Genomic DNA, 24,794 nt, shown 5'->3' on the forward strand with positions numbered 1-24,794 from the left:
ACGATACGCAATGATATGCCCGAATGTGAAAAACGCCGCGCGAGACTGTTCGCGCGGCGCGGCGGCGCGATCAGCCGCCCAGTGCCGGATCGCTCAGGCTGTCCTTGCCCGTTTCGACGTGGCCCGCAAAGCGGCGCAGAAAGGCGCTGTCCGTGTCCGCCTTGACCTCGATGTCGTACCAGCCGTGCGCGCTGCGCAAGTCGAGATACAGCTGCGCGGTGTCGCCGCCTCGCACACGCTTGGTGATGGTCTTCGCGGCATCGTAGGCATTCACGATACTGAAGGTGCACGCGCCCGAGCCCTTGTTTTCCAGCCTCAATTGCAGGTTGCCGTTAGCGACGTCGTAGCCTTCCGCGACTTCCGGCGCGGCGTCATCGTGCGACCACCAGCCGCCATGTTGCGCCTTCGCCTTGCCCGCGACACGGCGCAAGAAACCGTTCGGCCCATGCACGACGAAGTCGAAGCTGCCATCCGCGTTTGCATCGATACGATCCGACAGGCGCTTGTGCGCTTCGACCGTGTAAGTGTGCGGAACAGCAGTACTGGCATTGCGATACAGCAAAAAGACCGCGCCTGCATCGCCCGTGTTGATGAAGTCGAACGACACCGCGCCCTTCGATGCATCCGGCTTCGAGCGCACGAACAATTCGTAAGGCAATGCACGCGACGGACGCACGCCGGGCTCTTGCACGGGCAATTTCTGATCGACGGGCGGCAGCGGCACGTAATCCGGATGACGCGCCTTGTCGGGCGGAACGTAAGAGGTCGTGGCAGGCAGCGTCGGCAGCTTGCTGTTGGGATTGCGGAAGTCGAACGCGGAGGTCAGATCGCCGCAAATCGCGCGACGCCACGGCGAGATATTCGGCTCGGCCAGTCCATGCGCGCGGCCGAAGCGCTTCTGAATGAAGCGGATCACCGACGTGTGGTCGAACGTCTCCGAACACACCCAGCCGCCTCTGGACCACGGCGAGACGACGAGCATCGGCACGCGTGCGCCGAGGCCATACGGGCCGCTCGCATACTTCGCGCTGCCGGGGAAAATCTCGAGACTCGTATCGACAGTGGAAAGACCGTTCGCGTTCGATGAAGGCGGGAACGGCGGGACGATATGGTCGAAGAAACCATCGTTCTCGTCGTAGTTGATGAGCAGCGCCGTCTTGCTCCACACCTCCGGATTCGCCGTCAGCACTTGCAGCACTTGATCGATGTACCACGCACCATAGTTTGCGGGCCAGTTCGGATGCTCGGAGAAGGCTTCGGGCGCGACGATCCACGAGACTTGCGGCAGCGAGCCGCTCTGCACGTCGTTTTTCAGAATGGAGAAATAGTCGTCGCCCGCGGCGGCATTCGTGCCGCGCCGCGCCTTTTCATAGAGCGGATTGCCGGGCTGCGCGTTCTGATATTGCGTGAAGTAGAGAAGCGAGTTGTCGCCGTAGTTGCCGATATAGGCGTCGTCGGTCCAGCCCCACGAACCTTTCGAATCCAGTCCCGTGCCCTGATCCTGATAGACCTTCCACGAGATGCCCGCACGTTCCAACACTTCGGGAAACGTGGACCAGCCGTAGCCCGCTTCTGCGTTATCGACCACCGGCCCGCCGCCCGTGCCGTCGTTGCCCACATAACCGGTCCACATGTAATAGCGATTCGGATCGGTGGATGTATTCGTCGAGCAGTGATACGCGTCGCAGATCGTGAAGGCGTCGGCGAGTTGATAGTGGAACGGAATGTCGTCGCGACGCAGATGCGCCATTGTCGTCGTGCCCTTGTACGGCACCCACTGATCGTAAAGACCGTTATGGAACGCGCCCTGTCCGCTTACCCAGTCATGCGGCAAGTCCTGCAGAAACTGCAAGCCGAGATTCGATGCGCCCGGATGAAACGGCAGTACTTCGCCCGCACCCGCCGCGATAGGCTGGTGATAAACCGGCTTGCCGTTCGGCAGCGTGACGGCGGCTTTATCGCCGAATCCGCGCACGCCGCGCAAGGTTCCGAAGTAATGATCGAACGAGCGGTTCTCCTGCATCAACACGACGATATGCTCGATATCCTCGATCGAGCCATGTCGCTGATTCGCTGGAATGGCAAGCGCCTGGCGAATGCCGAGCGGCATTACGTTGAGCGCTGCCGCTGCGCCTGCGGCCTCCATCGCCGTGCGCAGAAATTCACGTCGGTTCTTCGTCATTTGAGTAGTGGGGAAGTAGAAGGGATGCTAGTCGACCGTATGGATCACCGGGGTTGCGAGCACTTCCGATGAAGCCCGCGCAATACCTCTTTGCTCGGCTTGCACCGGAGCACCGGACGTGGCTTGTTTCGCCCAGTCCTCGAGATCGCTCGTTGCGTTTGTCGTGGGCGCTTCGCTGCTGGCTGCTGAGACGGATGCCGGCGGCTTGATGTCGGTCGAGTTCGAATCGCCGCAGGCACTCAGGCCAACGATTGCGCAGGCGCAAATAGCGAAGCGCGCCACGCTGAAGTAGCGACGTGATGAAGTCGACATGATCTGGCTCCCGCAAAGCGCGTGAAGGTCTCACAGCGCCGGGAAGCTTATCGGTCGCTTATGTAAGCAATATGACGATTCTTTCCCGCATCATTCAATTCTCAAATGTAACGATGTCGATACATCTCGGCCATTTGGTAAATTGATTAGTTTTCCGATTTATTAATTACCGGATTTAACAGATTCCAACTGATGATATGACCAAGCAAAAATGGCTGGTCGGTGACGGAATAATGCGTAAAAAATGTGACATCGGTTTACATCGAGTTCCGGAGGCAGTACTCTTTCGACCGCTGCAGGAGTTTCGGCAAGCCTTGCCGAAGCAGCGGAAAAATCGGTAAATCTTCAACAGCAAGATTGCTGTTTTGCAGTGCGGTACACGGGCGGGCTGCCATGACTGGCGGACTCCGCGCGTATCTCCTCGACCGTCTTGCACGACCTTCGACGAGCCTTTGAAGACATGCGCTTCACAGGCTGTCATCCGTCGGGCAGCGGCAGGCATGAGCCGCATCAGCACATACGTATTGCCGCCGCGGTTGCCCGCCAACGTTTATCCGTCTGGCGCAGGTCAGCCCCTTTTCAACTGCAGAAACGAATGGTTCGTTCTGCTAACGACCGTTCGCATCCCGTAGTAATGGGACATGTAGTTGGCGGTCGTCGAGGCATCCATCCTGCCGCATGCAGCATCGACAAGCGCCTTTTCGCGTATGGACGCCCATACTTTCATTAGTACGCCGAAATCTTATGAAGAAACTTACATCGCTTCCGGTTTTTCCTTACTTCGCCACGCCTAAGGCCACGGTTATCGCTGCCGCCGTCGCAACGAGCTTGTTGCTCGCGGCATGCGGCGGCAGCAGCGACAGCGCAGTGGATGCCGCCACGGGCAAGAGCGCGTCCGAGCTCAAAGCCACGTCGAAAGCCGCGAACAATGGTTCGATTTTCTACGGCATGAACGGCCACAACAACGGCGGCGGCGCCTACGACGCATCCAGCCCGCAGCAACAGTTGTCGCAATTGCAGGATTTGGGCGCGAAGATTTATCGCAACGAGGTGTACAACCAGGCATCCGCGACTAAGCTCGCCGGCATTGCAAAGACGATGGCCGACGGCGGCGTGACGGTGTATCCCGTGATGATGATGGGTATCGACTTCAACAGCGAAGACGACGCCTACAACGCCGCGTTCACGCTCGGCCAGCAAACGGCCAACGCGTATCACTACCCGTACTACGAGATCTCCAACGAACTCGAAGCCAATACGCTGAATGGCAACGTCGACGGCGTTTTCTGGCAGCAGTACAACAACCACCAGTATCAGGTTGCACGCGGTGTCATTCGCGGCCTGATTGCGGGCGTGCGCTCGGTGGATAGCGGCGGACAGATCGTGCTTGGCGGAACGTGGCTGCACTACTCGTTCTACCAGATGCTTGCGGACGGCTCGCAGCCTGACGGCACATGGGGCCATCCGACAGTCAGCTGGGACATCACCGCATGGCACTGGTATTCGAACGAAGGCGACATCACGAACGCATGCGGCGGCACGGGCTGTCACGATGTGCTCGCCGTGCTTCACAACATGGGCAAACCGATCTGGATCAACGAGTTTGGCGTGCGTCCGAACTATGGCTCGGATCAGCAGATCGCGTCGTATCTGACGGGCAATGACATGATGGCGCAGTTCGTAAGCGTGGCGTCGAAATACAACATCCAGTCGATCCAGGCGTACGAGCTATACGACGACAGCGAAGGCAACTACGGCATGCTGCAAGCGGACGGCAAGACGCAGAAGGACGCGTACTGGGCCTACCGGAGCTTCGTGCAGAGCAACCCGAGGTGATGCAGAGAGCGGGCGGACCGCGCCGGCTTCAGAAGTCGGCCGGTCTGCCCGCGCCGAAACCCTTGTTCGCCCACGGCGGTGCACGGCCCACGCTGCCGTTGATACCGGCGGCGCGTGCAAGGATCGCCTTGGTGCCGGGCGTAACCGGCATGGTGTGCAGCAGGGGGATGTTGACCCAGCGCACCTCGTCGACGCCCTGCCCCGGATTCGTGAACAGCCGAGCATCCGCTGGAATGGCGACGCGAAAAACATGATGCAGATGCTGCGCGGATACGTGCTGCCACATAAAGGCCGCCGCGCTCGCCTCGGCGCCGGTTCCCTCGTGCAGTTCGCGGATCGCCGCGGCCATCACCAACTCGTTATGCCTTACTTCACCGCCCGGCAGATACCACGGGCCACCGCGTTGTCTGACGAGCAACACCGCGTCATGGCGAACCACCAGCACAGTTGCGCGAACCCTCATTGTCCCCGTCTCCCAGTCGTGATTTGCATGCTTGCTTTGGCCGCGCTCGTCTGAGAATGATTCCAGATTCGGCGGGCATCGTTTCTTTTAACGCAGAACGTGCATGCGATGCAACCCGTGACGCCGCTATGGCCGTCATATTGACCGAAAGTAACTTGATATGAGGCGTATTTGCCGGGTCTTGCGGCTTGTTATGCAAACACGGCGGGCGGAACGTTGCACAACGGTTTGAAGCACACGCCACTTGCGCCATAATGCGCGCACCCTCACGAGCCGCCACCGCAGAGACCATGATGTTCAAGCCGATCCTGCTCGTCGAGGACAACCCGAATGATCTCGAACTCACGCTGCTTGCGCTTGCAAAGACCCATCTCGCCAACGACATCGTGGTGGCGCGTGACGGCCAGGAAGGCCTCGACTATCTTCTTGGCGATGGCGAGTGGCGCGAACGCGTGCCGGGCAATCCCGCCGTCATCCTGCTCGATCTGAAGCTGCCGAAAATCGACGGACTCGAATTGCTGCAGATGATCCGCGCGAACGCGTCGCTGAAAACCATTCCCGTCGTCATGCTGACTTCGTCGCGCGAAGAACGCGATCTCATCCGCAGCTATGAACTCGGCGTGAACGCCTACGTCGTGAAGCCGGTCGAGCTTGCCGAGTTCTTCCGCGCGATCAGCGATCTGGGGATGTTCTGGGCCGTGCTCAACGAGACGCCGCCCGGTTCTCCCCGCCGCGAACCATAAGGCTCAACCTCCGCCGTTCGACGCGCCGCTGTCTTTCACCGTCGATCCGAACCGATCTGGAATCTCTTTTTCGAAGGTTTTGAGGTAGCGCGCACGGGCGGCGCTCGCCTCGACACCGAGCATCGGTTCATATGGTGCCGACGCGCTTCCCTGCGCCTGCATGGCAAACCACGCGCTGGCGGCATCGCCTATTCTCGCTTCTTGCTCTTCCGAAAAGACAGCGCCCGCGTTCGTTACCAGCGCAGCGCCCATCAAGCTGAATATAAGCCGTTTCATTTTTTGAATATCCGCGTTAAACATGAATCCGGACGCACGTGCCAAATCAACGCGCGCCGACATATGTTTTATCGGCTGATTCAAGCCAAAAGACAGGATTTACAACGAGACAAGTCTTTAAAAACGGCTAATCGGTAAAAACGAAGTAAGCGTTAACCGTGCGGTCCAAAAATTTCCACAAAAAACCTAATGTCCTCAAGTTGACGGCCGTAATCAAAAATATGAAGTCAGGTTGCGGTTCCGCCAGCAGCATGCCGAACTCGATAACCGTTACTTCTAGTCGTCCGACATAACGGGCGAGAGTAATACCAGAGCCTTAGAGAGGCCTGGGCATTAGACGAAGCGTCTGCGCACACACAAACTTCGGATCCGTCAACTGAGAGAGGCGGCTACCGATGCAGACGAAGACTCCCGTGCACCGGGCAGAAGACAGCAAAACGTAGAACCCGAGGATCATCATGACGCACTTCTTCAAGCGCTATCTCAAGGATACGCGCGGCATTACCGCCATCGAATACGGCTTGATCGCCGGCGTACTTGCGCTTGGCATCATGACCGCTGTCGGCGGCCTTGCCGGTCAACTCGAGACCACTTTCAACAGCATCACGGCCAAGCTAGCGACCGTCCATTAAGTCCGGACGTCGTACTCCCGCCATTTCCGTCGGGAAGCGCCTTGCCGTCGATGAACCGCGATCACAAGTCGCGGTGGTCCGTGCACGCCTGTAGCCATTCCGCAGGCCGGCGCGCGTTTATTTACGCGCAATCGAATCTCCGATTTCATCCGCGCGCAAATGACGTGCTTTTAAAAAGCGGCATTCAAACCGGTAATTGCTCGATGCAATTACCACGGATCGCCGTCGAATCAAAAATATATATCTGAGAGAAAAATGAAGACATCCAGTCTCAAAGGCGAAACCATTCGCATGACCGGGGCAGCCGCGGCCGTGGCCCTGCTTCTGGCGTTGAGCGCCTGCGGGGGCTCGGGCTCGGTCAACAAATCGACGGGCGGAGCAGCCAGCCATCCGGCTGCCACCGCTTCGACCGACGGCACGCAGCAGGAGCATCCCACGACGGGCGCACGCGATACCAGCACCGCGTCGAACACCGACGCAAACGCCACGACAATCGAAGCCAGCGCAGGCGGTACTGTCGGCGCGACGGTCAAGACCGGTACGGGCGGCGGTAACGGCGGTGGCGGTAACGGTAATGGCGGTGGTGGTAACGGCGGCGGAGGCGGTGGCGGCGGCAATGGTGGCAACGGCGGCACGCCCACCGTCACGCCGCAGCCGGTCGCGCAAGTGGTCGACAAGGCTAGCAACATCGTGACCGCCGCAGGCGAAACCGTCACCGGTCTCGGCACGGCTGTTGGCGGTGCAAAAGTGCCCGGCCTCTCCGACGGCACCACCAAGAACCTCGGCGGCGTCGTGCAAAACGTGGGCGCGGCGGTCTCGACGCTCGGCGACGGCGTGGGCAATGGCATCGGCTCGCTCGGCTCCAACCCGAACGCAGTCGGCACGACCGTGACAAGCGTCGGCGGCGTGGTGCAAAAACTCGGCGATGCCGTCACGAGCGGCGGTAACGCCGTCACGAGCCTCGGCAGCGGCCCGCTTGCTCCGCTCGCCGCCATCACGACGCCCGTTGGCGCGCTCACGAGCGGTGTCGGCGGCGTGGTCTCGCAAACCGGCGGCAATCTGACGGCCGCGTTGTCCAGCGCACCTGTCCAGCAACTGACGACGCAAGCGACGACCGCCATCGCTCCGATCACCTCGATGATCGGCACCGCGACGCAGACCGTCGGCACGGCAACCGGTGTCGGCGCACCTGCCGCTGGTCTTTTGACTGCGCTCGGTTCGAACCTCGCCGCGGGCGGCCAGAAGCTGACCGCGAGCTCGAATCCGGTCACGTCCGGCACGGGCACGCTGGTTTCGGCTGTCGGTACGACGGTCGCGACCACGGGCACGCTCGTCGGCGGCAAACCGGCAACGACGCTCGGCACTTCGCTTGGCAACACCGTCACCGGCGTGACGACTGCAACCGGCACCACACCGGTCGCGGGCGTCGTGAGCGGTGTCGTATCCACCGTGGCGGGCACCGTCAACACCGTGACGTCATCGCCTGCGACGACCTCGCTGCTGGCTCCGGTCACGACCGTGGTCAGCACGGTGCTCGCGCCGGTCACGAGCGGCGTAAGAACCGCGCCCGCGACGACGACCGCGCCCGCAGCCGCCGCCACGACCACGACGGCAACTGTCACTGCTGGCGTGGGCGCAACGGCGAGCACGGGTTCGACCAACGGCGGCGTCGTGGGCGGCCTGCTGACGGGCGTCACCACGACGCTCGGCGGCGCGCTCGGCGGCCTGCGTCGCTAAGTCGAAGCAACGAAGCACGAAGCAAGACACGCAGCCTCGCGATCCTGCAAATCACCGCAACTTCGCGAGGCGTGCGTCGCGCGATCAACAGTCAGACGACATACGAAGAGAATCGGAACTGAAATGGGTACCTGGAAAACGACCGCACTCGTGGCCGCACTCGCAATGACGCAGATTGCGCACGCCCAGACACCGGCCGCCGCGCCGCGCTCGAGCGTCGGCAGCAACCCGCTCGACGCTTTACCGCAAGTGAACGCTCCGGCGCGACCGCCCTCGGTCGAAGTCGAAGTCAAGGCGCCGCAACAACAGCTTCAGGAGCTGCTCGCGCGGCACATCACGCCATCGTCGATTCAGATCGAAGGTGTGAAGTCGATTCCCTTCGATGAAGTCGCCAAACGTTTCACGTCGTTCGTGGGCACCGACATCACCATCGGGCAACTGGTGGAAACCGCGAACGGCGTGACCGCGCTCTACAAGGAACGCGGCTACGCACTCTCGTTCGCGTTCGTGCCGGCGCAGACCTTCGAGAAAGGCGTCGTGCGCGTGACGATCGTCGAGGGCTACGTATCGGACATCAAGATCAAGGGCGAGCCCGGCAATCTCGAGAAGCGCATTCGTGCGATCGCAGAGCGCATTGCCGCCGACCGTCCCTTGCGTCAAGCCACTTTCGAGCGCTATATCAACGTGCTCGGCATGATTCCCGGCGCGAAGATCGATGCCACCGTCGCGCCGCCGCAGAACACCAACGGCGCCACGACGATGGAGCTCAACGTCACGCGCAAACGCTTCAACGTGAGCACGGGTATCGACGTGAATCATCCGGGGCTGCAGGGCATTTTCAGTGCGACGGAGAACGGGCTGCTGGGACTCGGCGAATCGATCACGGCATCCGCGCTCGCACCGAAGGGCCGCAACGATTCGACTTACTACGGCATCAATGCGATGGCGCCCGTCGGTTCCGATGGCTTCGCAATGAAAGTCGATGCCTCGCATTACTACGGCCATCCAGTCGATAACCCCGGCCTGCCTTCGTATATCGAGCGCACCGTGGTGAACGACAAGCTCGCGCTGTCAGCGATCTATCCGTTCATTTTGAGCAACTCGAAGAGTCTGCTCGGCACGGCGACCGTGTATGCCACGCATGACGAAGACCGCTTGAAGAACATGATTGTCGCGGGCAATCCGCAACTTACGCAACGTTCGCAAATTCGCGTCGCGCAGTTGTCGCTCGACTACACCGGCATTCAGACAGGCGTCACGCGTCGCGTGAATGTTCAGATAGCGAAGGCATTCGATGTGCTCGGCGCATCTAAGACGGCGGAAAGCAACATCGCCGGCCTGCAACTGCAGAACCCGGTTTCGCTGACCTTCCTGCGCACGGGCGCCACCTACACGCAGACCAACGACTGGCCGTTCAAGATCGGCACGGTGGTCGCCATGACGGGGCAGTTCTCGCCAGATACCTTGCCGACCTCCGAACAGATTTCGTTCGGTGCACAGCGCTTCGCGCTGGGTTATCAACCGGGCGAAGTGTCGGGCGATTCGGGCTGGGGCGCGTCCTTCGAAGTGAACCGGCCGCTGCCGCTCGAATGGGCGTATTTGAAATCGCTCACGCCGTATGCATCCGTCGACATGGCGCGCATCTTCCTGCATGGCGGTACGCCGACGCCGCGTCGCTTGTCTTCAGTGGGCATCGGCTTCCGCATTTCGGATGCGAAGCACTACAACATCGACCTCTCGGTGGCGCGTGCCATAGGCGATGCGCCCATCGAAAGTTCATCGCGTAGTCCGCGTGTCAACGCAACATTCTCGTACCAGTTGAATTGAGCGAGAAGGCCTGTTTTTACGGCGTTTATCGCGCTCAAGGACAGGTACTCAGTACCGTTAAGTACTTATGAGCAGTCGCACATAACAGAGCATTGGCGAGCAGAGAACCATGAACGACACCACGATCCGAAACACGCACGACGAATCGACCGCAAGTCGCTTCGTGCCGCGTTTCGCGCGTGATGAAGCAGGCGCCACGGCCCTCGAATTCGCGATCGTGTTTCCGCTCTTCTTTCTCATCTTCTACGCGATCGTCACGTATAGCCTCATCTTCGTCGCGCAGCAGTCGCTCACGCTCTCGGCGGAAGAAGGTGCGCGCGCCGCGTTGCGTTATCAGCGTGGCGCGACCACCGCGGCGCAAGCGCTCGATCTACGCACCGCTGCAACCTGCACCACGGCTAACGGCCTGAAGAACTGGCTCGGCTCTGCATCGACGTGTACGGCGAGCCGCGCGCCGTGCACCTACGACACGACGATGCAATGCGTCGCCGTCGCGCTGTCTTACGACTACGCATCGAATCCGCTCGTACCGACGCTGCCGCTTTTATCGCTAGCGTTGCCGGCGAAACTCACGGCGAACGCGAGCGTGCAACTCAATCCCGACAGCGTGCTTTGAACGCTGACTTTTTTTGAAGAACCGATGTCATGGCCAACGTTTCCCGCATCATTGCAATCGCACTGTTCGCGCTGGCTGCACTGCTCGGCCTCTATGCCGTCACGTTGACGCGCGCCGCGCCCGCGCCACGCGCGCCACTCGTCATGCCGGCTGCTTCGCCCGCGGTGACGGTGATCGTCGCGGCGCACGATCTCTTGCCCGGCAAGGCGCTCACCGCCGACGATCTCACCATGCAGGCGCAAGCCGTTCTGCCCACGGATGCATTTAGTTCGGCATCCATATTGCTTGGCCGTGTGCCGGTTGTACGCGTCCCGGCTGGCAGCGCGTTGACCGATGGTGTGCTCGCGGGCGGACTCACGGCGGCTATAGAACCGGGCGAGCGCGCAATCGCGATTCGCGTCGACGAATCGAACGCGGTGAACGATCTCGTGAAGCCGGGCGATGCCGTCGATGTCTTCGTCGTGTTCAAGCGCGATTCCGTGACGGACGGAGAAATCCCCGCGAGCCACGCACGCTTGCTGCTTTCGAAAGTGCGCGTGCTCGGCTTTGGCGACAGCGTCATCGCGGGCGATGCGGCCACTAATGCCGCTAATGCCACCAACGCAACGAACCATGCAACGGCCGCGCGTACCGCCGTGCTCGGCGTGCGCGTGGATGACATCGACACGCTCACGCTTGCAGAAAACAGCGGCCGTCTCTTGCTCGCGCTGCGTAACCCCGCCGATACGGCCAGCACGGACTCGCAGGCACGCAATGCATCCGCTCAGTCGCCGATAGCGCGCGCCGCGGCGGGCGTCTCGCTCGCGACACTTTCGGGCGGCACATCGCGCCCTGCGCCACCAGCTTCCGCGATGCTCGCCGCCGCGCCGATGCTCCCGCCGCTTCCCGCCGCGCTCGCAACCGGCGGTGCAGTTGCGTCGCGCAAGGTCGCGTCGGCGAGCGGCATCGAAGTCATTCGCGGCTCGCATAGCGAAACCGTGTCGAACCCCTGATTGGCCATCGAGATCATGTATCAACTTCCTCTTTCCCGCGCCGCGCGTCGTATCGCATTCGCCTGCGCACTCTCGATGCTTGCGGCCACGCCCGCAGAAGCGCGTCATTCGCACGCGTCCTCGAAGAAGCCGAACGCACAGAAGCCGCAGACGACGCCAAACCAGTCGCCCGCGCAAGCCGAAGCCATCAAACTGACCAGCGGCGCACAGAAGCCGCTCATGCTGGGACGCGCGTTGCAACGCGTCGCCGTGGGCGATCCAGCCGTCGCGGACGTGCTCGTGCTGAAGGGCAACGACGGCGTGATGCTGGTCGGCAAAGCGCCCGGCAACACCGACGTCATGCTGTGGGAACCAGGCCGCAAGACGCCGCTCACCTGGCATGTGCAAGTCGAGTCTCAAGCAAGCGCGGCACTCGTCGATGGCGCGACGCCCACCGTCAACGTGCTCGGCAACACGGCGCTCGTGCAAGGCTCGGCCGCGACGATGGAAACGCATGAACGCGCGGTCGCGGCGGCGAAGGCATCGGTGGGCAAGGACGGCGCGGTCGTCGATACCTCCATCGTTGCCACCAAGAGCGTCGTTCAGGTCGATGTCAAAGTGGTCGAGTTCAGCAAGTCGGTGTTAAAGGAAGCGGGCTTCAACCTGTTCTCGCAGAACAACGCGGGCTTTGCGTTCGGTACGTTCGCGCCGAGTTCACTCGGCAGCGCGTCGCGCAATGCGGGCGGCACACTCGATGTCACGTCCGCCTCGCCCATCGGCGCCGCGTTCAACCTGCTGCTCAATTCGAGTTCGCGTGGTCTGTTCGCCAATTTGAGCCTTCTGGAAAGCAATAATCTCGCGCGCGTGCTCGCGCAACCGACGCTCGTCGCGCTCTCCGGACAAAGCGCCAACTTCCTCGCAGGCGGTGAAATTCCCGTGCCGGTGCCGCAGTCGCTCGGCACCACGACCATCACGTACAAGCCGTATGGCGTGGGTCTCACGTTGACACCGACCGTGCTCGGACCGCATCGCATTGCGCTCAAGGTCGCGCCCGAAGCAAGCCAGCTCGACTTCGCACACGCCATCACGCTGGATGGCGTCTCGGTGCCGGCGCTCACCACGCGCCGCGCCGAAACCACCGTCGAACTCGGCGATGGCGAGAGCTTCGTGATCGGCGGACTCGTGGATCGCGAGACCGCATCGAACGTGAGCAAGGTGCCGCTGCTCGGCGATCTGCCGATCATCGGCACGTTTTTCAAGACTTTGCAGTACTCGCAGACGGATCGCGAACTCGTGATTCTCGTCACGCCGCATCTCGTCACGCCTATCGCCAAGGGCGCAGTCGTGCCGCCGTTGCCGGGCGCGTCCGAGCAACGCGACGGCAACGTGTGGCGCAGCTTCGCGGCAGGCGCGGCATCCGATGACGAAGCACCGGGATTCTCCAAATGACCGCAGCCACGCAAAGCTTCGCGCCTGAAGCCGTATCGGCGGATGAGCGCGCACGCCCTCGACTTTTGTGTGCAAGCGCGCAACCCGGACGCATCGCGCGTCTCGCCGCCGCGCTCGCCACGGTAGGCGAAGTCATGCTCGCCTCGACCGATGCCGCGCAACTCGTGCAAGAGATTGCATCGGCCGCGCCCGCGCTCGTGTTCATCGACTTCGATACGCCCGCGGAAGCCACGATGCTCGTCGCCGAGGTTCATCGCGCGTTTCCATTGCTGCCCGTGATCGCGCTCGGTTCGGAAGCCGTCGGTGAAATCGCGCTTGCCGCAATGCGCGCGGGCGCACGCGATCTGCTCGACATCGAACCCCGCCACGCGACGCCCGAAGCCATGCAGATCGCCGCCTTGCGCGCGCTCGACATGGTGAGCCGCATCATGGCGCAAGCATCGGCAATGAGCGCGCCTGCAAGGCGCGGCAAGCTCACGGTACTGCTCGGCGCACGCACGGGCGCGGGCGTCAGCACGCTCGCGGCAAACCTTTCGGTGCTGCTGCAAAAACGCCTTGGCAAACGCAACCAGGGCGCGGCGCTGCTCGACCTCGGCCTGCCCGCCGCCGACAGCACGCTGCTGCTCGACACGCGCAGCGAACTGCATTTTCACGACGCAGTGCACAACCTGCGCCGCTTCGATGAAACCTTCGTGCATACCGCATTCGCGCGTCACGCGAGCGGCCTTGCGTTGATGACGCTGCCCGCCGATCTCGCCGAGATGCGCACCGTCTCTTACGCGGCCGCGGTCAAAACGCTCGAACGCTTGCGCGCGTTCTTCGATCATCAGGTCGTCGATCTCGGTGGCTTCTCGAATCTCGAATTCGTGAGCCATCTGATCGAAGCCGCCGACACGCTCTGGCTCGTCTGCGATGCCAACATCGCGTCGGCGGTATCGGCGGCGAGTCTTTGCACGGCGCTCGAAAGCGCGCGCGATGCCGAAAGCACGAGTCATCGCAAGCCGGAACTCATCGTCAACAAGCACGATCCGGCCTGCAATCTCGGACCCGAGGCGCTCGCCGCGCGTCTTGGGCTGCCGCTCGTGGCGACGTTGCCCGCGCGTGCGCAAGCACTCGTGCGCGCGGTGAATCAAGGTCAATTGCTCGGCGATACCGCGCCCGCCGATCCCTACGTCCGCGCCGTCGATGCCCTCGCCGCGCAACTCGCGGGAGAGCCCGTGCGCGCGTCGAACGATGTCGCGCCCGCAAGCCTCGCCCGTTTGTCGGCCAGACTTTTCAAGCGAGCCTAAGCGATGATCTCTTCCTTCGATCAGGATGTTGCCTTCGCGAGCGAAGCAGGCCCCGAAACCGTGGCCTTCGCTCACTCGCAACAGTTCCAGGATGTGGCGAGCGCCGCGCACGAGCATCTGCTTACGCGCATCGAGGAATTGGGCGCCGAGTTCGGCCGCTGGTCGCGTCAGGCGATTCAACAGTTCGTCGATACGGAAATGGACAGCTTCGTGCGGCAACGGCGCATACCGCTCAACGAAAGCGAAGTGCGCCTGGTCGCCGCCGCGTTGACTAAAGAGCTCGCAGGTTTCGGTCCGATAGAAGACTTGCTCGCCGATGCCGCCGTGGAAGACATCCTCATCAACGGCTATAGCGACGTGTACGTTTCGCGTCACGGCATGCTCGAAAAAGTGCCCGTGCGTTTCGCGGACAATGCGCATTTGCTGCGTATCGTGCGGCGCATTCTCGCGCCTATCGGCAGACGGCTCGACGAGTCGAACCCGATGGTCGACGCGCGTCTGCCCGATGGCGGCCGCCTGAACGTGATCATCGAACCGTTGTCGATAGACGGACCAGTAATCTCCATCCGCAAGTTTCGCCGCGACCCTTTGCGTCCCGACGATCTGCTAGCCAACGGCACGTTCGATGAAAACATCTCGGCGGTGCTGAAGGCTGCCGTCGAAGCGCGCTGCAATATTTTGGTCTCGGGCGGCACGAGTTCGGGCAAGACATCGCTGCTCAACGCGCTCGCGTTCTTCATTCCGAAGCACGAACGCGTCGTGACTATCGAGGACACGGCCGAGTTGTCGCTCAATCATCCGCATGTGGTGCGGCTCGAAAGCCGTCCGGGCGGCTTCGATGGCGCGGGCGTCGTCGCTATCCGCGATCTCTTGCGCAATACGTTGCGGATGCGGCCGGACCGCATCATCGTGGGCGAAGTGCGCGGCGGCGAAGTGCTCGAAATGCTTCAGGCGATGAACACCGGCCACGATGGCTCGATGGGAACCGTGCACGCGAGTTCGCCGCGCGAGTGTCTTTATCGACTGGAGATGCTTGCGGGTTTTGCCGGCTTTCAGGGCACCGAAGCCAGCTTGCGCCGGCAGATCGCCAATGCCATCGACTTCATCGTGCAAATCGGGCGGCTCTCGAACGGCAAGCGGCGCATTCTCTCGGTGACGGAAGTGACCGGCCTGTCAGACGACATCATCGCGACGCAAGAGCTTTATCACTATGAAGCGGTCACGTCGGCGGATGGCGTCGATACGGACAACTGGGCCTCGCTCGGACTGCAACCGCATTCACCGAAGCTCGCGAAGTTCCGTCAGTCGCTTGCCGCCTTGACGCGCGCCGAAGACTTCCCACCGCAGGAAGGCCGCTTCAATTTCAGCGGAGGCTTCGGTGTCTAGCGGAATCGCACTCGTCTGCATGATCGCCGTGCTGTGCGCCGCAAGCGGCATGCTGCTGTGGATGCGCGGCTTGCAAAAACGCGACGCACGCCTCGCGCAGCATTTCTTCACGCGTCAGATGCAAACGGCAGGTACGCAGACACCGTTGCCGCCGCTTTCCGCGCGCGTGGCGCAAGCGCAGCATCGGCAAGCGGGTGAAGCCGTCGCGCCGCGCAGCGACGTTCATCGCGCGATAGAGCGCGTCATGGGCGAACTCGGCGCGCTCTTTCATCGCGCAAGCGTGCGCAAGCCGCGCGCGGCGCTCACCATGTGGGCGGCGTTCACTGGCGTGGCGGCGCTCGTATGCTGGACGCGTATCGGCATGGTGATGGCGCTCGTTGCCATCGCGATGTCGGCGGTCGGCTTCTACGCGATCCTCACGTGGCGCGCGCAGAAACGCAATCAGCGCATCGTGCGCCAGTTGCCTTCGTTTCTCGAAGGCATCGTGCGGCTCGTGACCATCGGCAATAGCGTTCCGGCGGCTTTTCAAGGCGCGGCCGCATCCGCCGACGATCCATTGCGCGAGTGCCTCGAACAGGTCATGCCGCGTCTGAAGGGCGGCGCGGATATCGATCAGGCGTTGACGGCCGTCGCGCGCATGTATCGCGTGGAGCAGTTCGAACTGATCGGCTCGGTGTTGCGCATCTCGGTCAAATTCGGTGGCCGTTCGGACGTAATGCTCGAACGCATGGCCGCGTTCATGCGCGATCTCGAACAGGCGGATCGTGAACTCGTCGCGCTATCCACCGAGACGCGGCTTTCGTCGTGGGTACTCGGCTCGCTGCCGGTCGGACTCGGCGCCGCGATCATCCTGCTGAACCCCGCCTATTTCGATGCAATGTGGACGGACGTGCTCGGCAAGAAGCTCGTCTACGGCGCGTTCGCTCTGCAGACGCTCGGCGCGTTCCTGCTGTATCGCCTCGCGCGTCTGCGCGATTGAAACAACACATGGACAACAGCATCGTGCCCGCTCAATTCGTTATCGCGCTTGCCGCCGTCGCCGCCGCACTCGGTTGCGTGCTTATCGGCGTGAACGCGTTCTCGCGGACCTTACGCTCGCGCCGCGCGTCCGGCGTGCTCGAACGCGCGCTCGACCGTCAGAGTGCGCCCGTGCAAAAAGACGACGCAAATCGGCGACCATTTCCGCGCTTTTTCTCGCTCACGGGAATGGCTCATGTCGTCGGCTCGAAGTGGCTCGAATCGCGGCTCGGACGGATGATCGTCGCCGACGAAGACCGCCGCCTGCTCGACCGCTGCGGCCATACCGATGCAAGCTCCCGCGCCCGCTTTCTCGCCGCGCGGCTCGTTGCATCGATCGTGCTACCGGCCTTCGTCGTGTTCGCATCGCACGGCAATGTGCACGGCTCGCGCTTCATGCTGACGTGCTTCGCCGCGCTCCTCGTAGGCTTCATGGCGCCGAAGTGGTATGTGAAGCGCAAGGCAACGAAGCGGCAACGGTCGATCATCGGTGAATTGCCAATGTTCGTCGACCTGTTGCGCATCCTTCAGGGCGTGGGACTTTCGCTCGATCAGAGCATCTCGGTCATCGTCAGCGACTTTGCCAAGGTGATGCCGATTCTCACGCAGGAACTCGCGCTCGCGCAACGGCAATACGCGACGGGCCGCACGCGTGAGCAGGCCATGAAACGCCTTGCCACGAGCTACGAAAGCGACGATCTCGCCGCCGTGCTGCGCCTCATGATTCAAATCGAACAGCATGGCGGCGCGGTGCAGGAACCGCTGCGGCAATTCGGCGACCGGCTGCGCGAAATGCGCCGCACGGGCCTGCGCGAACGCATCGGCAAATTGACCGTGAAGATGACGGGCGTGATGGTGCTGACGCTCTTGCCCGCGCTTCTCATCATGACGGCGGGGCCGGGCTTCATCGCCGTATTCCATTCGCTGGCCGGCTTGCACAGGTAACGCGGCCAACCTTTTCAACGAGATCAGACATGAACTTCACGACCCACGCGCGCATCGGCGCCATTCTTCTCTGTGCCTTGCTTGGCGCATGCGCCTCGAAGCAGGATCGCGGCTATGGTCTCGGCGCGCAGGCCGAGCACGAAGCAACGCTCGAACGCACGAACCGTGAGAGCGCGTTGCCCGACACGCCCGGCATGTATCTGGCGTTGATCGACAAGATGCAGAGCGAAGGGATGTTCTATGCATCGCTCGCGCATATCGACGCTTACGAGAAGCGCTTCAACCGCTCCGCCGATTCCACCTTGCGCCGCGCCGATGCATTGCGGCAGACGGGACAAGCGGCCGCGAGCCGCACCGCGTACGAAGCGCTTTTGTCGACGCCGCTCGCCGCGCGTGGCTATCGCGGACTGGGCTTGCTGTCGGGTCAGTCAGGCGATTTCGACGCGGCCGCCGCGCAATTCGCGCACGCCTCCGATCTCGCCCCGACCGATGCGCCGATTCTTTCCGATCTCGGTTATGCACTGCTGCGTGCAGGCGATGTGGAGGGCGCGCGCGTGCCGCTGATGAAGGCGTCCGAACTCGCGCCGAACAGCACGAAGACCATGAGCAATGTGGCGTTGTATCTGCTCGCGAGCGGTCAGGCCGCGAATGCGCAGAGCCTGATGACGCAGCAGAAATTTTCGCCGAACGCGCAGCAGGCTATTGCCGACGATGCAAAACGCGTCGCGGATGCGGCGCGCTCGCATCGCCCGGCAAGCATGGCCAGCGCAGCGCTGTGAGGAACTACGCCGCGGCGCTGACGGCCGCCACGCGCCGCGCCGCGAGTTCGGCTTCGGCCGATATGGGCGCGAAGCGAAAGCCGTTGCGGCCCTTGCGCTTGGCTTCGTACATGGCGCGGTCGGCTTCCGCGAGCATCGTTTCCGTGGATGTCGCATAACCCGCCGCGCACATCGCGATACCCACGCTCGTGCCGAGCTGCGCCTCGCGCTGACCCAGATCGAACGTCTTGCCGATAGCGCGGCAAATATCCTGCGCGATACGGCTGCAAGCACTCGCCGATGCAATGTCGCGCGCCAGCAAGACAAACTCGTCGCCCGCGAGGCGGCAGACCAGATCGGTCGCGCGCGTCGCTTTCTTCAGGCGGTGCGCGACTTGTCTCAGCAAGGCATCGCCCGCGTCGTGACCGTACTGGTCGTTGATGGCTTTAAAACCGTCGAGGTCCATGAAGAAGAGCGCAAACGGAATTTCCTCATCGCGCGCGGAGTGCACCGCCAGCGACAGCTGCTCTTGTAACGCGCGGCGGTTCGGCAGGCCGGTCAATGCATCGAGCATGATTTCCGAATGCATTTGATTCTCGCGCTGCTTGCGCTCCGTGATGTCCTGCGACATCACATAGAAGCCGACCACCTTGCCGCGCTCCATGTCGGGAATATAAGTCGCGCTCCACACACGTCCGGATTCCACGTTGTAGACGATATCCTCATGCGTCACGCGCTCGCCTGCCAGCACGCGCTGGAACAGCGGATAACTGCGCTCGAAAACTTCATCGCCCACGGTCTCGCGAACAGACTTGCCGCGCAGCGCCATGGGATCGAAGCCGAATACATCGCGATACACCTCGTTGTTGAAGCGGTAGCAGAGATTCGCATCGACGTGAGCGATCAGAATCGGCAGGTTGTCCGTGATCGTCTGCAACGCCATGCGGCTGCTCGTCAGTTCGCAGGTGCGTTCGAGTACGCGGCGTTCGAGTTCCTGCTGATAGTCGCGCAAAAGCTGCTCACTATGTTTGCGGCTCGTGATGTCCTGCATGACACTCACGAAGTGGCTCGGCGTGCCGTCGTGATCACGCAATAGCGCGACGCTCAGGTGAATCCACACGGTGCCGCCATCTCGTTTGCGATAGCGTTTTTCAAGCGAATACGTTTGACGCGCACCACTCAGCAGTTCCGCGACGAGTTGCAAGTCGGCGGCAAGGTCCGCTTCTTCCGTGATCTCCTGGAAGGTCATGTGCACGAGTTCGCTCGCGCTGTAGCCGGTGATCTCGCACAGCTTCGGATTCACTTCGATGAAGCGCCCGTCGAGATCGACGATAGCCTTGCCCGTCGGCGTCTGCTGGAAGATCGTATGGAAGCGCGTTTCCGAAAGCCTCAAACGGCGGCGGTCGTTCTCCTGGACTTCGCGCGTATCGCGGGCCGCTTCGCGTTGCACGAGTTCGCGCTCGACTGTCGCCGCCAGATCGCACAGCGCGGCACGCAGATTGGCGGACAACGTGCGCGGCTTCGTATCGATGGCGCAGAGTGTGCCGAGCACGAGACCTTCGGCCGAACGCAGCGGCACGCCCGCATAAAAGCGCACGAAGGGCTCGCCCGTGACGAGCGGATTGCTCGCGAAGCGTTCATCCGCGAGGGCATCATCGACGACGAGAAGCGCCTCGGAATGCACCGCATGCGAACAGAACGATACGTCGCGCGCGGTTTCGCACACGTCGAGCCCTACTCGCGACTTGAACCACTGCCGGTGTTCATCGACGAGCGACACCAGCACGATAGGCACCTGCAACAGCTCCGCGACGACGCGCGTAATGCGGTCGAATACTTCTTCTGGCGGCGTATCGAGCACGTCGATACTCCGCAATAATCGCAGCCTCTTTTTTTTCGTTCGCGGGCAGCGGCGCTACATGCCATGTATTCACGATCGGTCGAATGCTCGTTACGGTTGCGATGAACCGTTGCGCTGTCTGGCGACGCAACGGGGGTTTCTTGCATCGCACTCTAACGTTCTCGAATGAAAACCAATTCGCCGATTAGGGGCTTTTTCACGCCGTTTATCCGGCGCTTCGTGAAGTTCAAACGTCGACGATCACCGCGTCGGGCCACATCAGCAGCTCGAACTGCGCGGGCGGCACGGGCTCCGAATATAGGAAACCTTGCGCGAAATCGCAGCCCACGGCCGCGAGGAAATCGCGTTGCTCGATCGTCTCCACGCCTTCGGCAATCACCTTCAGGCCGAGCTTGTGCGCGAGTCCGACCATCGCTTCGCAAAGCGCCTGGTTGTCCCGGTCGGAATCGAGGTTGTGCACGAACGAGCGGTCGATCTTCAGATAATCGATGTCGAAGCGCGTCAGGTAAGCCAGCGATGAATAGCCGGTGCCGAAGTCGTCGATGGAAATGCGGATGCCCGCATCGCGGAAAGCCAGCAGCTTTTCGTCGATGTTTGCTTCGGCATGCAGCAACAGACCTTCGGTGATCTCCACCGCGACGCTTTGCGCAGACATGCCGTGGCGGGCGAGATAGTCGGACCACTCCGTGCAAATCTGGCTGTCGTGCCGAATCTGCACCGGCGACATGTTGATACTGATCTGGAAGTCTTGATGAAAGCGCTCGCGCCAGTCGCTCGCCTGATGCGCCGCCTGCCTGAACACCCAGTCGCCGATGGGCACGATCAGCCCCGTATCCTCGGCAAGCGGAATGAACTCCAGCGGGCTGATGGTGCCGCGTTCCGGATGCAGCCAGCGAATCAGCGCCTCGGCCTTATGAATTTCCCCGGTCGCGAGATCGACGATCGGTTGGTAATAGACGCGGAATTGCTCTTCGGCCAAGGCGGTGCGCAGATCGCTCGTAAGCCGCAGGCGCTTTTCCGCTGCCACTTGCAGGTCGGGCGTGAAGTAGCTGAAGCGATTGCGCCCGGCGTTCTTGGCCGCGTACATCGCTTGATCGGCATTCTTGAAGAGCACGTCGAGTTCGCCCGCGTCGTCCGGATAAAACGTCACACCCACGCTTGCGGAAATGAACGCCTCGTCGGGACCGAGCGTGAACGGCTCCGCCAAGGTGTCGATGATCGTGCGCGCCATCTCTTCGATGCTTTCGCTGTCGTCATCCACGTTCGGCACGATTACCGTGAATTCGTCGCCGCCCAGACGGGCGACCGTATCGGTGCCGCGCACGCAGGACGTGATGCGGCGCGCGGCTTCGATCAGCAGGACATCGCCCGTGTCGTGACCAAGCGAGTCGTTCACTTCCTTGAAGCGGTCGAGGTCGATCAACATCAGCGCCATGCGCCGCCCCGACAGACGCGACATGCGCGCTTCGTATTCCAGCCGGCTCAGGAACATCTGCCGGTTTGGAAGATGCGTGAGCGCATCGAAGTTGGCCTGCTTCCAGATGGTCGCTTCGAAAGCCACGCGTTCGGAGATATCGCGGCCCACCACGAGCACGGAGATTACCTTGCCCGACCAGTCGATTTCCGGCGTCAGGCGAAAGTGCGTGCACTGCTCCTCGCCGTCGCTCGTCACCGCGCGCAGTTCGAATTGCGCGCTTCGTGCGCTCGCAATCACTTCGCGTACGCGTTCCTCGTAGAGTTGCGCGTTCGGACCGCCCGGAATTTCGGAAGGCCGCCTGCCGAGCAGTTCGCCAGGATTGCGCCCGGTCCACGCACAGAACGCCGGATTGGCATAGATACGCCTCAGATTGCGGTCGTATCGCGTGATCGTGTCCGGCGAGTTCGTGATGAGCGTGCGCGATTCCTGTTCGCGCGTCACCAGTTCCGCCGTGCGTTCGATGACAGCCTGTTCGAGCGTCGTGTTGATCTCGTTGATCTTCTGGATCTTCTGCTTGATCGCTTCGCGCATTTTCTCGAAGCGTTGCGCGAGCCGGCCGAGTTCGTCTTTCGCGTCGTCCGTATGGTCTTGCGAAGGCGCGCCTGCGTCGGTGCCGGCATCGTTCATCTTGCGCACGAGGTCCTTGAGCGGCGCCGAGATGCTGTAAGAGATGAAGTACGCGAGGATGATCGAAAGCAGAAAGCCCGAGATACCGACCAGCATGATCTGGTTGCGCACGGACTGCACTTGCGCGGTCAGTTTCTCCTCGGGAATGGTGCTGACCACGAACCAGTTGGTGCCGGGAATGCGCGTGTAAGCCGCGAAATAGCGGTCCTGCCGCGTGCCTTCAAAGGGCACGAAACCGTTCGGCTGCGCGCCATCCCGCGTGTGCGCGATCTTCTCGACGAGGTCTTTCGCGGCGGATGCATCGGTGCTTGCGCCGCCTTCCGCGCGCACGATCACCTTGTTGTTGCCGGCATCGAGTACATAGATTTCGGTCTTGTTGCCGAGCGCGACGTCGGAGAAGATCGTCGAGAAATGCTCGGGGCGAATCACCAGCACGAGATTCCCGATTTGCCGATTGTTGTTCTTGCCAAAGATCGCGCGCACCATGCCGAGATTTTGCTGGCCGACGCCGTCGTCATAACTGCCCCAATAAGGGCGTCCGTTACGATCGGGCACCTGAGCGACTAGACGCGTGACGCCGCGCGACAATTGCGCGAACGCCTGTGTATCCATGATGCGGTTATGCTGATCCAGCAAATACTTCTGGTTGATATAACCGAGCGAACCATAGTGATCCAGCAAGAGGCGCGTCATGTCCTGCCGCGCTTCGCTGCGTTCCTTTGCGCTGCCATTCGCAGCCTTGGTCAATGCACCCTGCACGCGATCCGACAACACGAGCAATGCACTTTCCGTTTCCAGTTGCTCCATGCGCAGCGCGATATTGCGCGATACCTGCTTCACCACTTCCTTCGAAAACATCTCCGCATTCTGTTTGATCGCGGCCGTCGATTCCACGTAGGAGATATAGCCCGAAATCAGAATGGGCAGCAGCGCAACCAGAATGAATGCCGCGATAAGGCGATAGCGAATCTCGACGCGTCTCAGAAGATCTAGAGACAGCAATTCGAACGCGCGTCGTAGCGAACCAAGGATTGAGCTCATTTGTAATGCATCTTTGCTTCGTTCTTGACGGACTCATCCAGGAGGCGCGCGGCCTGCCGGGGCGTGATCTTTCCGAGCAGCACATCCTGCATCAGACGATGCAGCCGCTCGATCGAATTGGACGGCAGCACCGAATAATACGGGCTGGATGTCACGGGGTAATGACTGACCATGACGGTGTATTCGGCAATTTTCGGATCGCTCAGACTGGCGTCCGACGCCTGCGTGAATGGCGCGATATTGCGGCGTTTTCTCTGCATCACCGAAAAGCCCCTGCCCGCGATGAAATCCAGGAAACGCGTGGCAGCCGCTTTATTCGCCGTTTCGCAAACCGCGAAGCCCGTCTCGCTGCCGACGACCGGCACCGCTTCCTTGCCCGGCGCATTCCACGGCGGCACGAATACGCCGACTTCGAAGGGATTGCCGTGCAGCAAAAGACCGGCGGCCCAGCTTCCATGAAACGCCATCGCGACTTCGCCGTCCTTGAATAGACGGATGCCTTCGTCGTAATCGGTTGCCATATAACCGTCCTGCACGTAGTGACGCGCGGGCAATAAAAGAATCTTCGAGAAGATATCGGCGACTTCGGGCGTATTCAGATCGAGCGTACCGTCCGCGATTCTCGCTTTCCATGCCGGATCGCGGGCTACGACGTTATCCGCGAAGCCGGAGCCGAAAGGACCATTACCGAGCATGTTCGGAAAACCGCCGTTCCACATGATCGGTGTGAATCCCGCGCGTTTGAGTTGTGCGCAGGCGGCGAGAAACTCGCGGAAATTGGTCGGCGGCTGTTTTATGCCGGCGAGTGCGAACATCGCCTCGTTGTAATAGATGAGCGTCGTCGCCACGCCGCCGGATATGCCGAAGTGCCGGCCTTGACGGCTCGTCCAATCGCTCTTGAGCGGCGTGAGCATGGCTTTCCAAGCCGCCGTATTCCCGACATCCGCGAGAATGCCTTGATCGGCCAATTCGGCGGCGTAAGCGTTTGGATTGACGCTCACGAAATCCGGCAGATTGCCCGATGCCACGCGCGGCTTGATATTTTCTTCGACCGAATTGCCGATCATGAACTGCACGTTCACGCGGATATCGGGATTCAACTTGTTGAATTGCGCCGCGATCTGGAGCATTTCTTCCGTCCAGTCGGGCGCCCAGACGAGCGCGGAGATCGTCGTGACCTCGTGCGCGGCCGCCGCGTCATTCGCGGGATCAGCGGACGTGGCGCGGTCGTCCTGACGGCAGCCCGCGAAGGACAGCAGTATCAGGCTCAAGAAACCCGCCAGCAGGGAAGCAAGCCCGATTCGTCGCACTTGCGCTTCGCTCGTTGTGTTTGTGTTGTTGTTGGACCG

At 61.7% G+C, this 24,794-nt stretch carries 20 protein-coding genes; 13 read left to right on the forward strand and 7 right to left on the reverse strand.

Annotation, left to right across the window (positions count from 1 at the left end; translation table 11 throughout):
- Window positions 1-70: 70 nt before the first annotated feature.
- On the reverse strand, window positions 71-2,182 hold the full coding sequence (locus P9250_RS03190) for a phosphocholine-specific phospholipase C (RefSeq protein WP_310391054.1): 2,112 nt from the start codon (window positions 2,180-2,182) through the stop codon (window positions 71-73).
- A 27-nt stretch (window positions 2,183-2,209) separates the two neighbouring features.
- Entirely contained in the window at window positions 2,210-2,494 is a 285-nt protein-coding gene (locus P9250_RS03195; protein ID WP_250467763.1) for a hypothetical protein, read from the reverse strand.
- Window positions 2,495-3,238: 744 nt separating this feature from the next.
- On the opposite strand from P9250_RS03195, the gene P9250_RS03200 reads away from it, so the two are divergent.
- Entirely contained in the window at window positions 3,239-4,330 is a 1,092-nt protein-coding gene (locus tag P9250_RS03200; protein ID WP_244831910.1) for a lipopolysaccharide biosynthesis protein, read from the forward strand.
- A gap of 28 nt (window positions 4,331-4,358) precedes the next feature.
- Here the strand turns inward: P9250_RS03200 and P9250_RS03205 are convergent, their stop codons facing one another.
- The gene (locus P9250_RS03205; RefSeq protein ID WP_250493819.1) at window positions 4,359-4,793 is read right to left on the reverse strand and encodes an NUDIX domain-containing protein; all 435 of its coding nucleotides are present in this window, start codon (window positions 4,791-4,793) and stop codon (window positions 4,359-4,361) included.
- A gap of 293 nt (window positions 4,794-5,086) precedes the next feature.
- Here P9250_RS03205 and P9250_RS03210 point away from each other — a divergent pair, with 293 nt between their 5' ends.
- Window positions 5,087-5,536: a response regulator gene (locus P9250_RS03210; protein WP_310391428.1), complete on the forward strand. Its 450-nt coding sequence runs from the start codon at window positions 5,087-5,089 to the stop codon at window positions 5,534-5,536.
- A gap of 3 nt (window positions 5,537-5,539) precedes the next feature.
- Here the strand turns inward: P9250_RS03210 and P9250_RS03215 are convergent, their stop codons facing one another.
- Window positions 5,540-5,896, reverse strand: a complete 357-nt coding sequence (locus P9250_RS03215) for a DUF3613 domain-containing protein (protein WP_310391057.1) — start codon at window positions 5,894-5,896, stop codon at window positions 5,540-5,542.
- Between the two features lie 374 nt (window positions 5,897-6,270).
- Between P9250_RS03215 and P9250_RS03220 the strand changes: the two genes are divergently transcribed.
- The 11 genes from P9250_RS03220 to P9250_RS03270 all read left to right on the forward strand — a co-directional run bounded on the left by P9250_RS03220 (window position 6,271) and on the right by P9250_RS03270 (window position 18,460).
- Window positions 6,271-6,444 (forward strand): Flp family type IVb pilin, encoded by a 174-nt coding sequence (locus P9250_RS03220; RefSeq protein WP_244831914.1) that lies wholly within the window; start codon window positions 6,271-6,273, stop codon window positions 6,442-6,444.
- A gap of 255 nt (window positions 6,445-6,699) precedes the next feature.
- Window positions 6,700-8,181, forward strand: a complete 1,482-nt coding sequence (locus tag P9250_RS03225) for a collagen-like triple helix repeat-containing protein (RefSeq protein ID WP_310391060.1) — start codon at window positions 6,700-6,702, stop codon at window positions 8,179-8,181.
- A gap of 111 nt (window positions 8,182-8,292) precedes the next feature.
- On the forward strand, window positions 8,293-10,008 hold the full coding sequence (locus tag P9250_RS03230; protein WP_409014803.1) for a ShlB/FhaC/HecB family hemolysin secretion/activation protein: 1,716 nt from the start codon (window positions 8,293-8,295) through the stop codon (window positions 10,006-10,008).
- 109 nt (window positions 10,009-10,117) lie between these two features.
- The gene (locus P9250_RS03235; RefSeq protein WP_310391064.1) at window positions 10,118-10,624 is read left to right on the forward strand and encodes a pilus assembly protein; all 507 of its coding nucleotides are present in this window, start codon (window positions 10,118-10,120) and stop codon (window positions 10,622-10,624) included.
- Window positions 10,625-10,653: 29 nt separating this feature from the next.
- Entirely contained in the window at window positions 10,654-11,616 is a 963-nt protein-coding gene (cpaB, locus tag P9250_RS03240; protein WP_310391066.1) for a Flp pilus assembly protein CpaB, read from the forward strand.
- A 15-nt stretch (window positions 11,617-11,631) separates the two neighbouring features.
- Entirely contained in the window at window positions 11,632-13,044 is a 1,413-nt protein-coding gene (locus tag P9250_RS03245) for a type II and III secretion system protein family protein (protein WP_310391068.1), read from the forward strand.
- The gene (locus P9250_RS03250; RefSeq protein WP_250527103.1) at window positions 13,041-14,333 is read left to right on the forward strand and encodes a fimbrial protein; all 1,293 of its coding nucleotides are present in this window, start codon (window positions 13,041-13,043) and stop codon (window positions 14,331-14,333) included. Before P9250_RS03245 ends, P9250_RS03250 begins: the two co-directional genes overlap by 4 nt.
- 3 nt (window positions 14,334-14,336) lie before the next feature.
- Entirely contained in the window at window positions 14,337-15,719 is a 1,383-nt protein-coding gene (locus tag P9250_RS03255; RefSeq protein WP_250467769.1) for a CpaF family protein, read from the forward strand.
- Window positions 15,712-16,698, forward strand: a complete 987-nt coding sequence (locus P9250_RS03260) for a type II secretion system F family protein (protein WP_250467770.1) — start codon at window positions 15,712-15,714, stop codon at window positions 16,696-16,698. Before P9250_RS03255 ends, P9250_RS03260 begins: the two co-directional genes overlap by 8 nt.
- An 8-nt stretch (window positions 16,699-16,706) precedes the next feature.
- Entirely contained in the window at window positions 16,707-17,681 is a 975-nt protein-coding gene (locus tag P9250_RS03265; protein WP_244831923.1) for a type II secretion system F family protein, read from the forward strand.
- 29 nt (window positions 17,682-17,710) lie between these two features.
- Window positions 17,711-18,460: a lipopolysaccharide assembly protein LapB gene (locus P9250_RS03270; RefSeq protein WP_244831924.1), complete on the forward strand. Its 750-nt coding sequence runs from the start codon at window positions 17,711-17,713 to the stop codon at window positions 18,458-18,460.
- Window positions 18,461-18,464: 4 nt separating this feature from the next.
- Here the strand turns inward: P9250_RS03270 and P9250_RS03275 are convergent, their stop codons facing one another.
- From P9250_RS03275 to P9250_RS03285, 3 genes are all read right to left on the reverse strand, one after another.
- Window positions 18,465-20,300 (reverse strand): diguanylate cyclase domain-containing protein, encoded by a 1,836-nt coding sequence (locus tag P9250_RS03275; RefSeq protein ID WP_250467771.1) that lies wholly within the window; start codon window positions 20,298-20,300, stop codon window positions 18,465-18,467.
- Between the two features lie 226 nt (window positions 20,301-20,526).
- Window positions 20,527-23,445, reverse strand: coding sequence for an EAL domain-containing protein (locus tag P9250_RS03280; RefSeq protein ID WP_310391074.1), 2,919 nt, complete (start codon window positions 23,443-23,445; stop codon window positions 20,527-20,529).
- A complete protein-coding gene (locus tag P9250_RS03285; protein ID WP_310391076.1) occupies window positions 23,442-24,716 on the reverse strand; it encodes an extracellular solute-binding protein in 1,275 nt (424 codons plus the stop codon). The genes P9250_RS03280 and P9250_RS03285 overlap by 4 nt, the downstream gene beginning before the upstream one ends.
- Window positions 24,717-24,794: the final 78 nt, after the last annotated feature.

Source organism: Caballeronia sp. LP006, from assembly GCF_031450995.1.
Classification (GTDB): domain Bacteria; phylum Pseudomonadota; class Gammaproteobacteria; order Burkholderiales; family Burkholderiaceae; genus Caballeronia.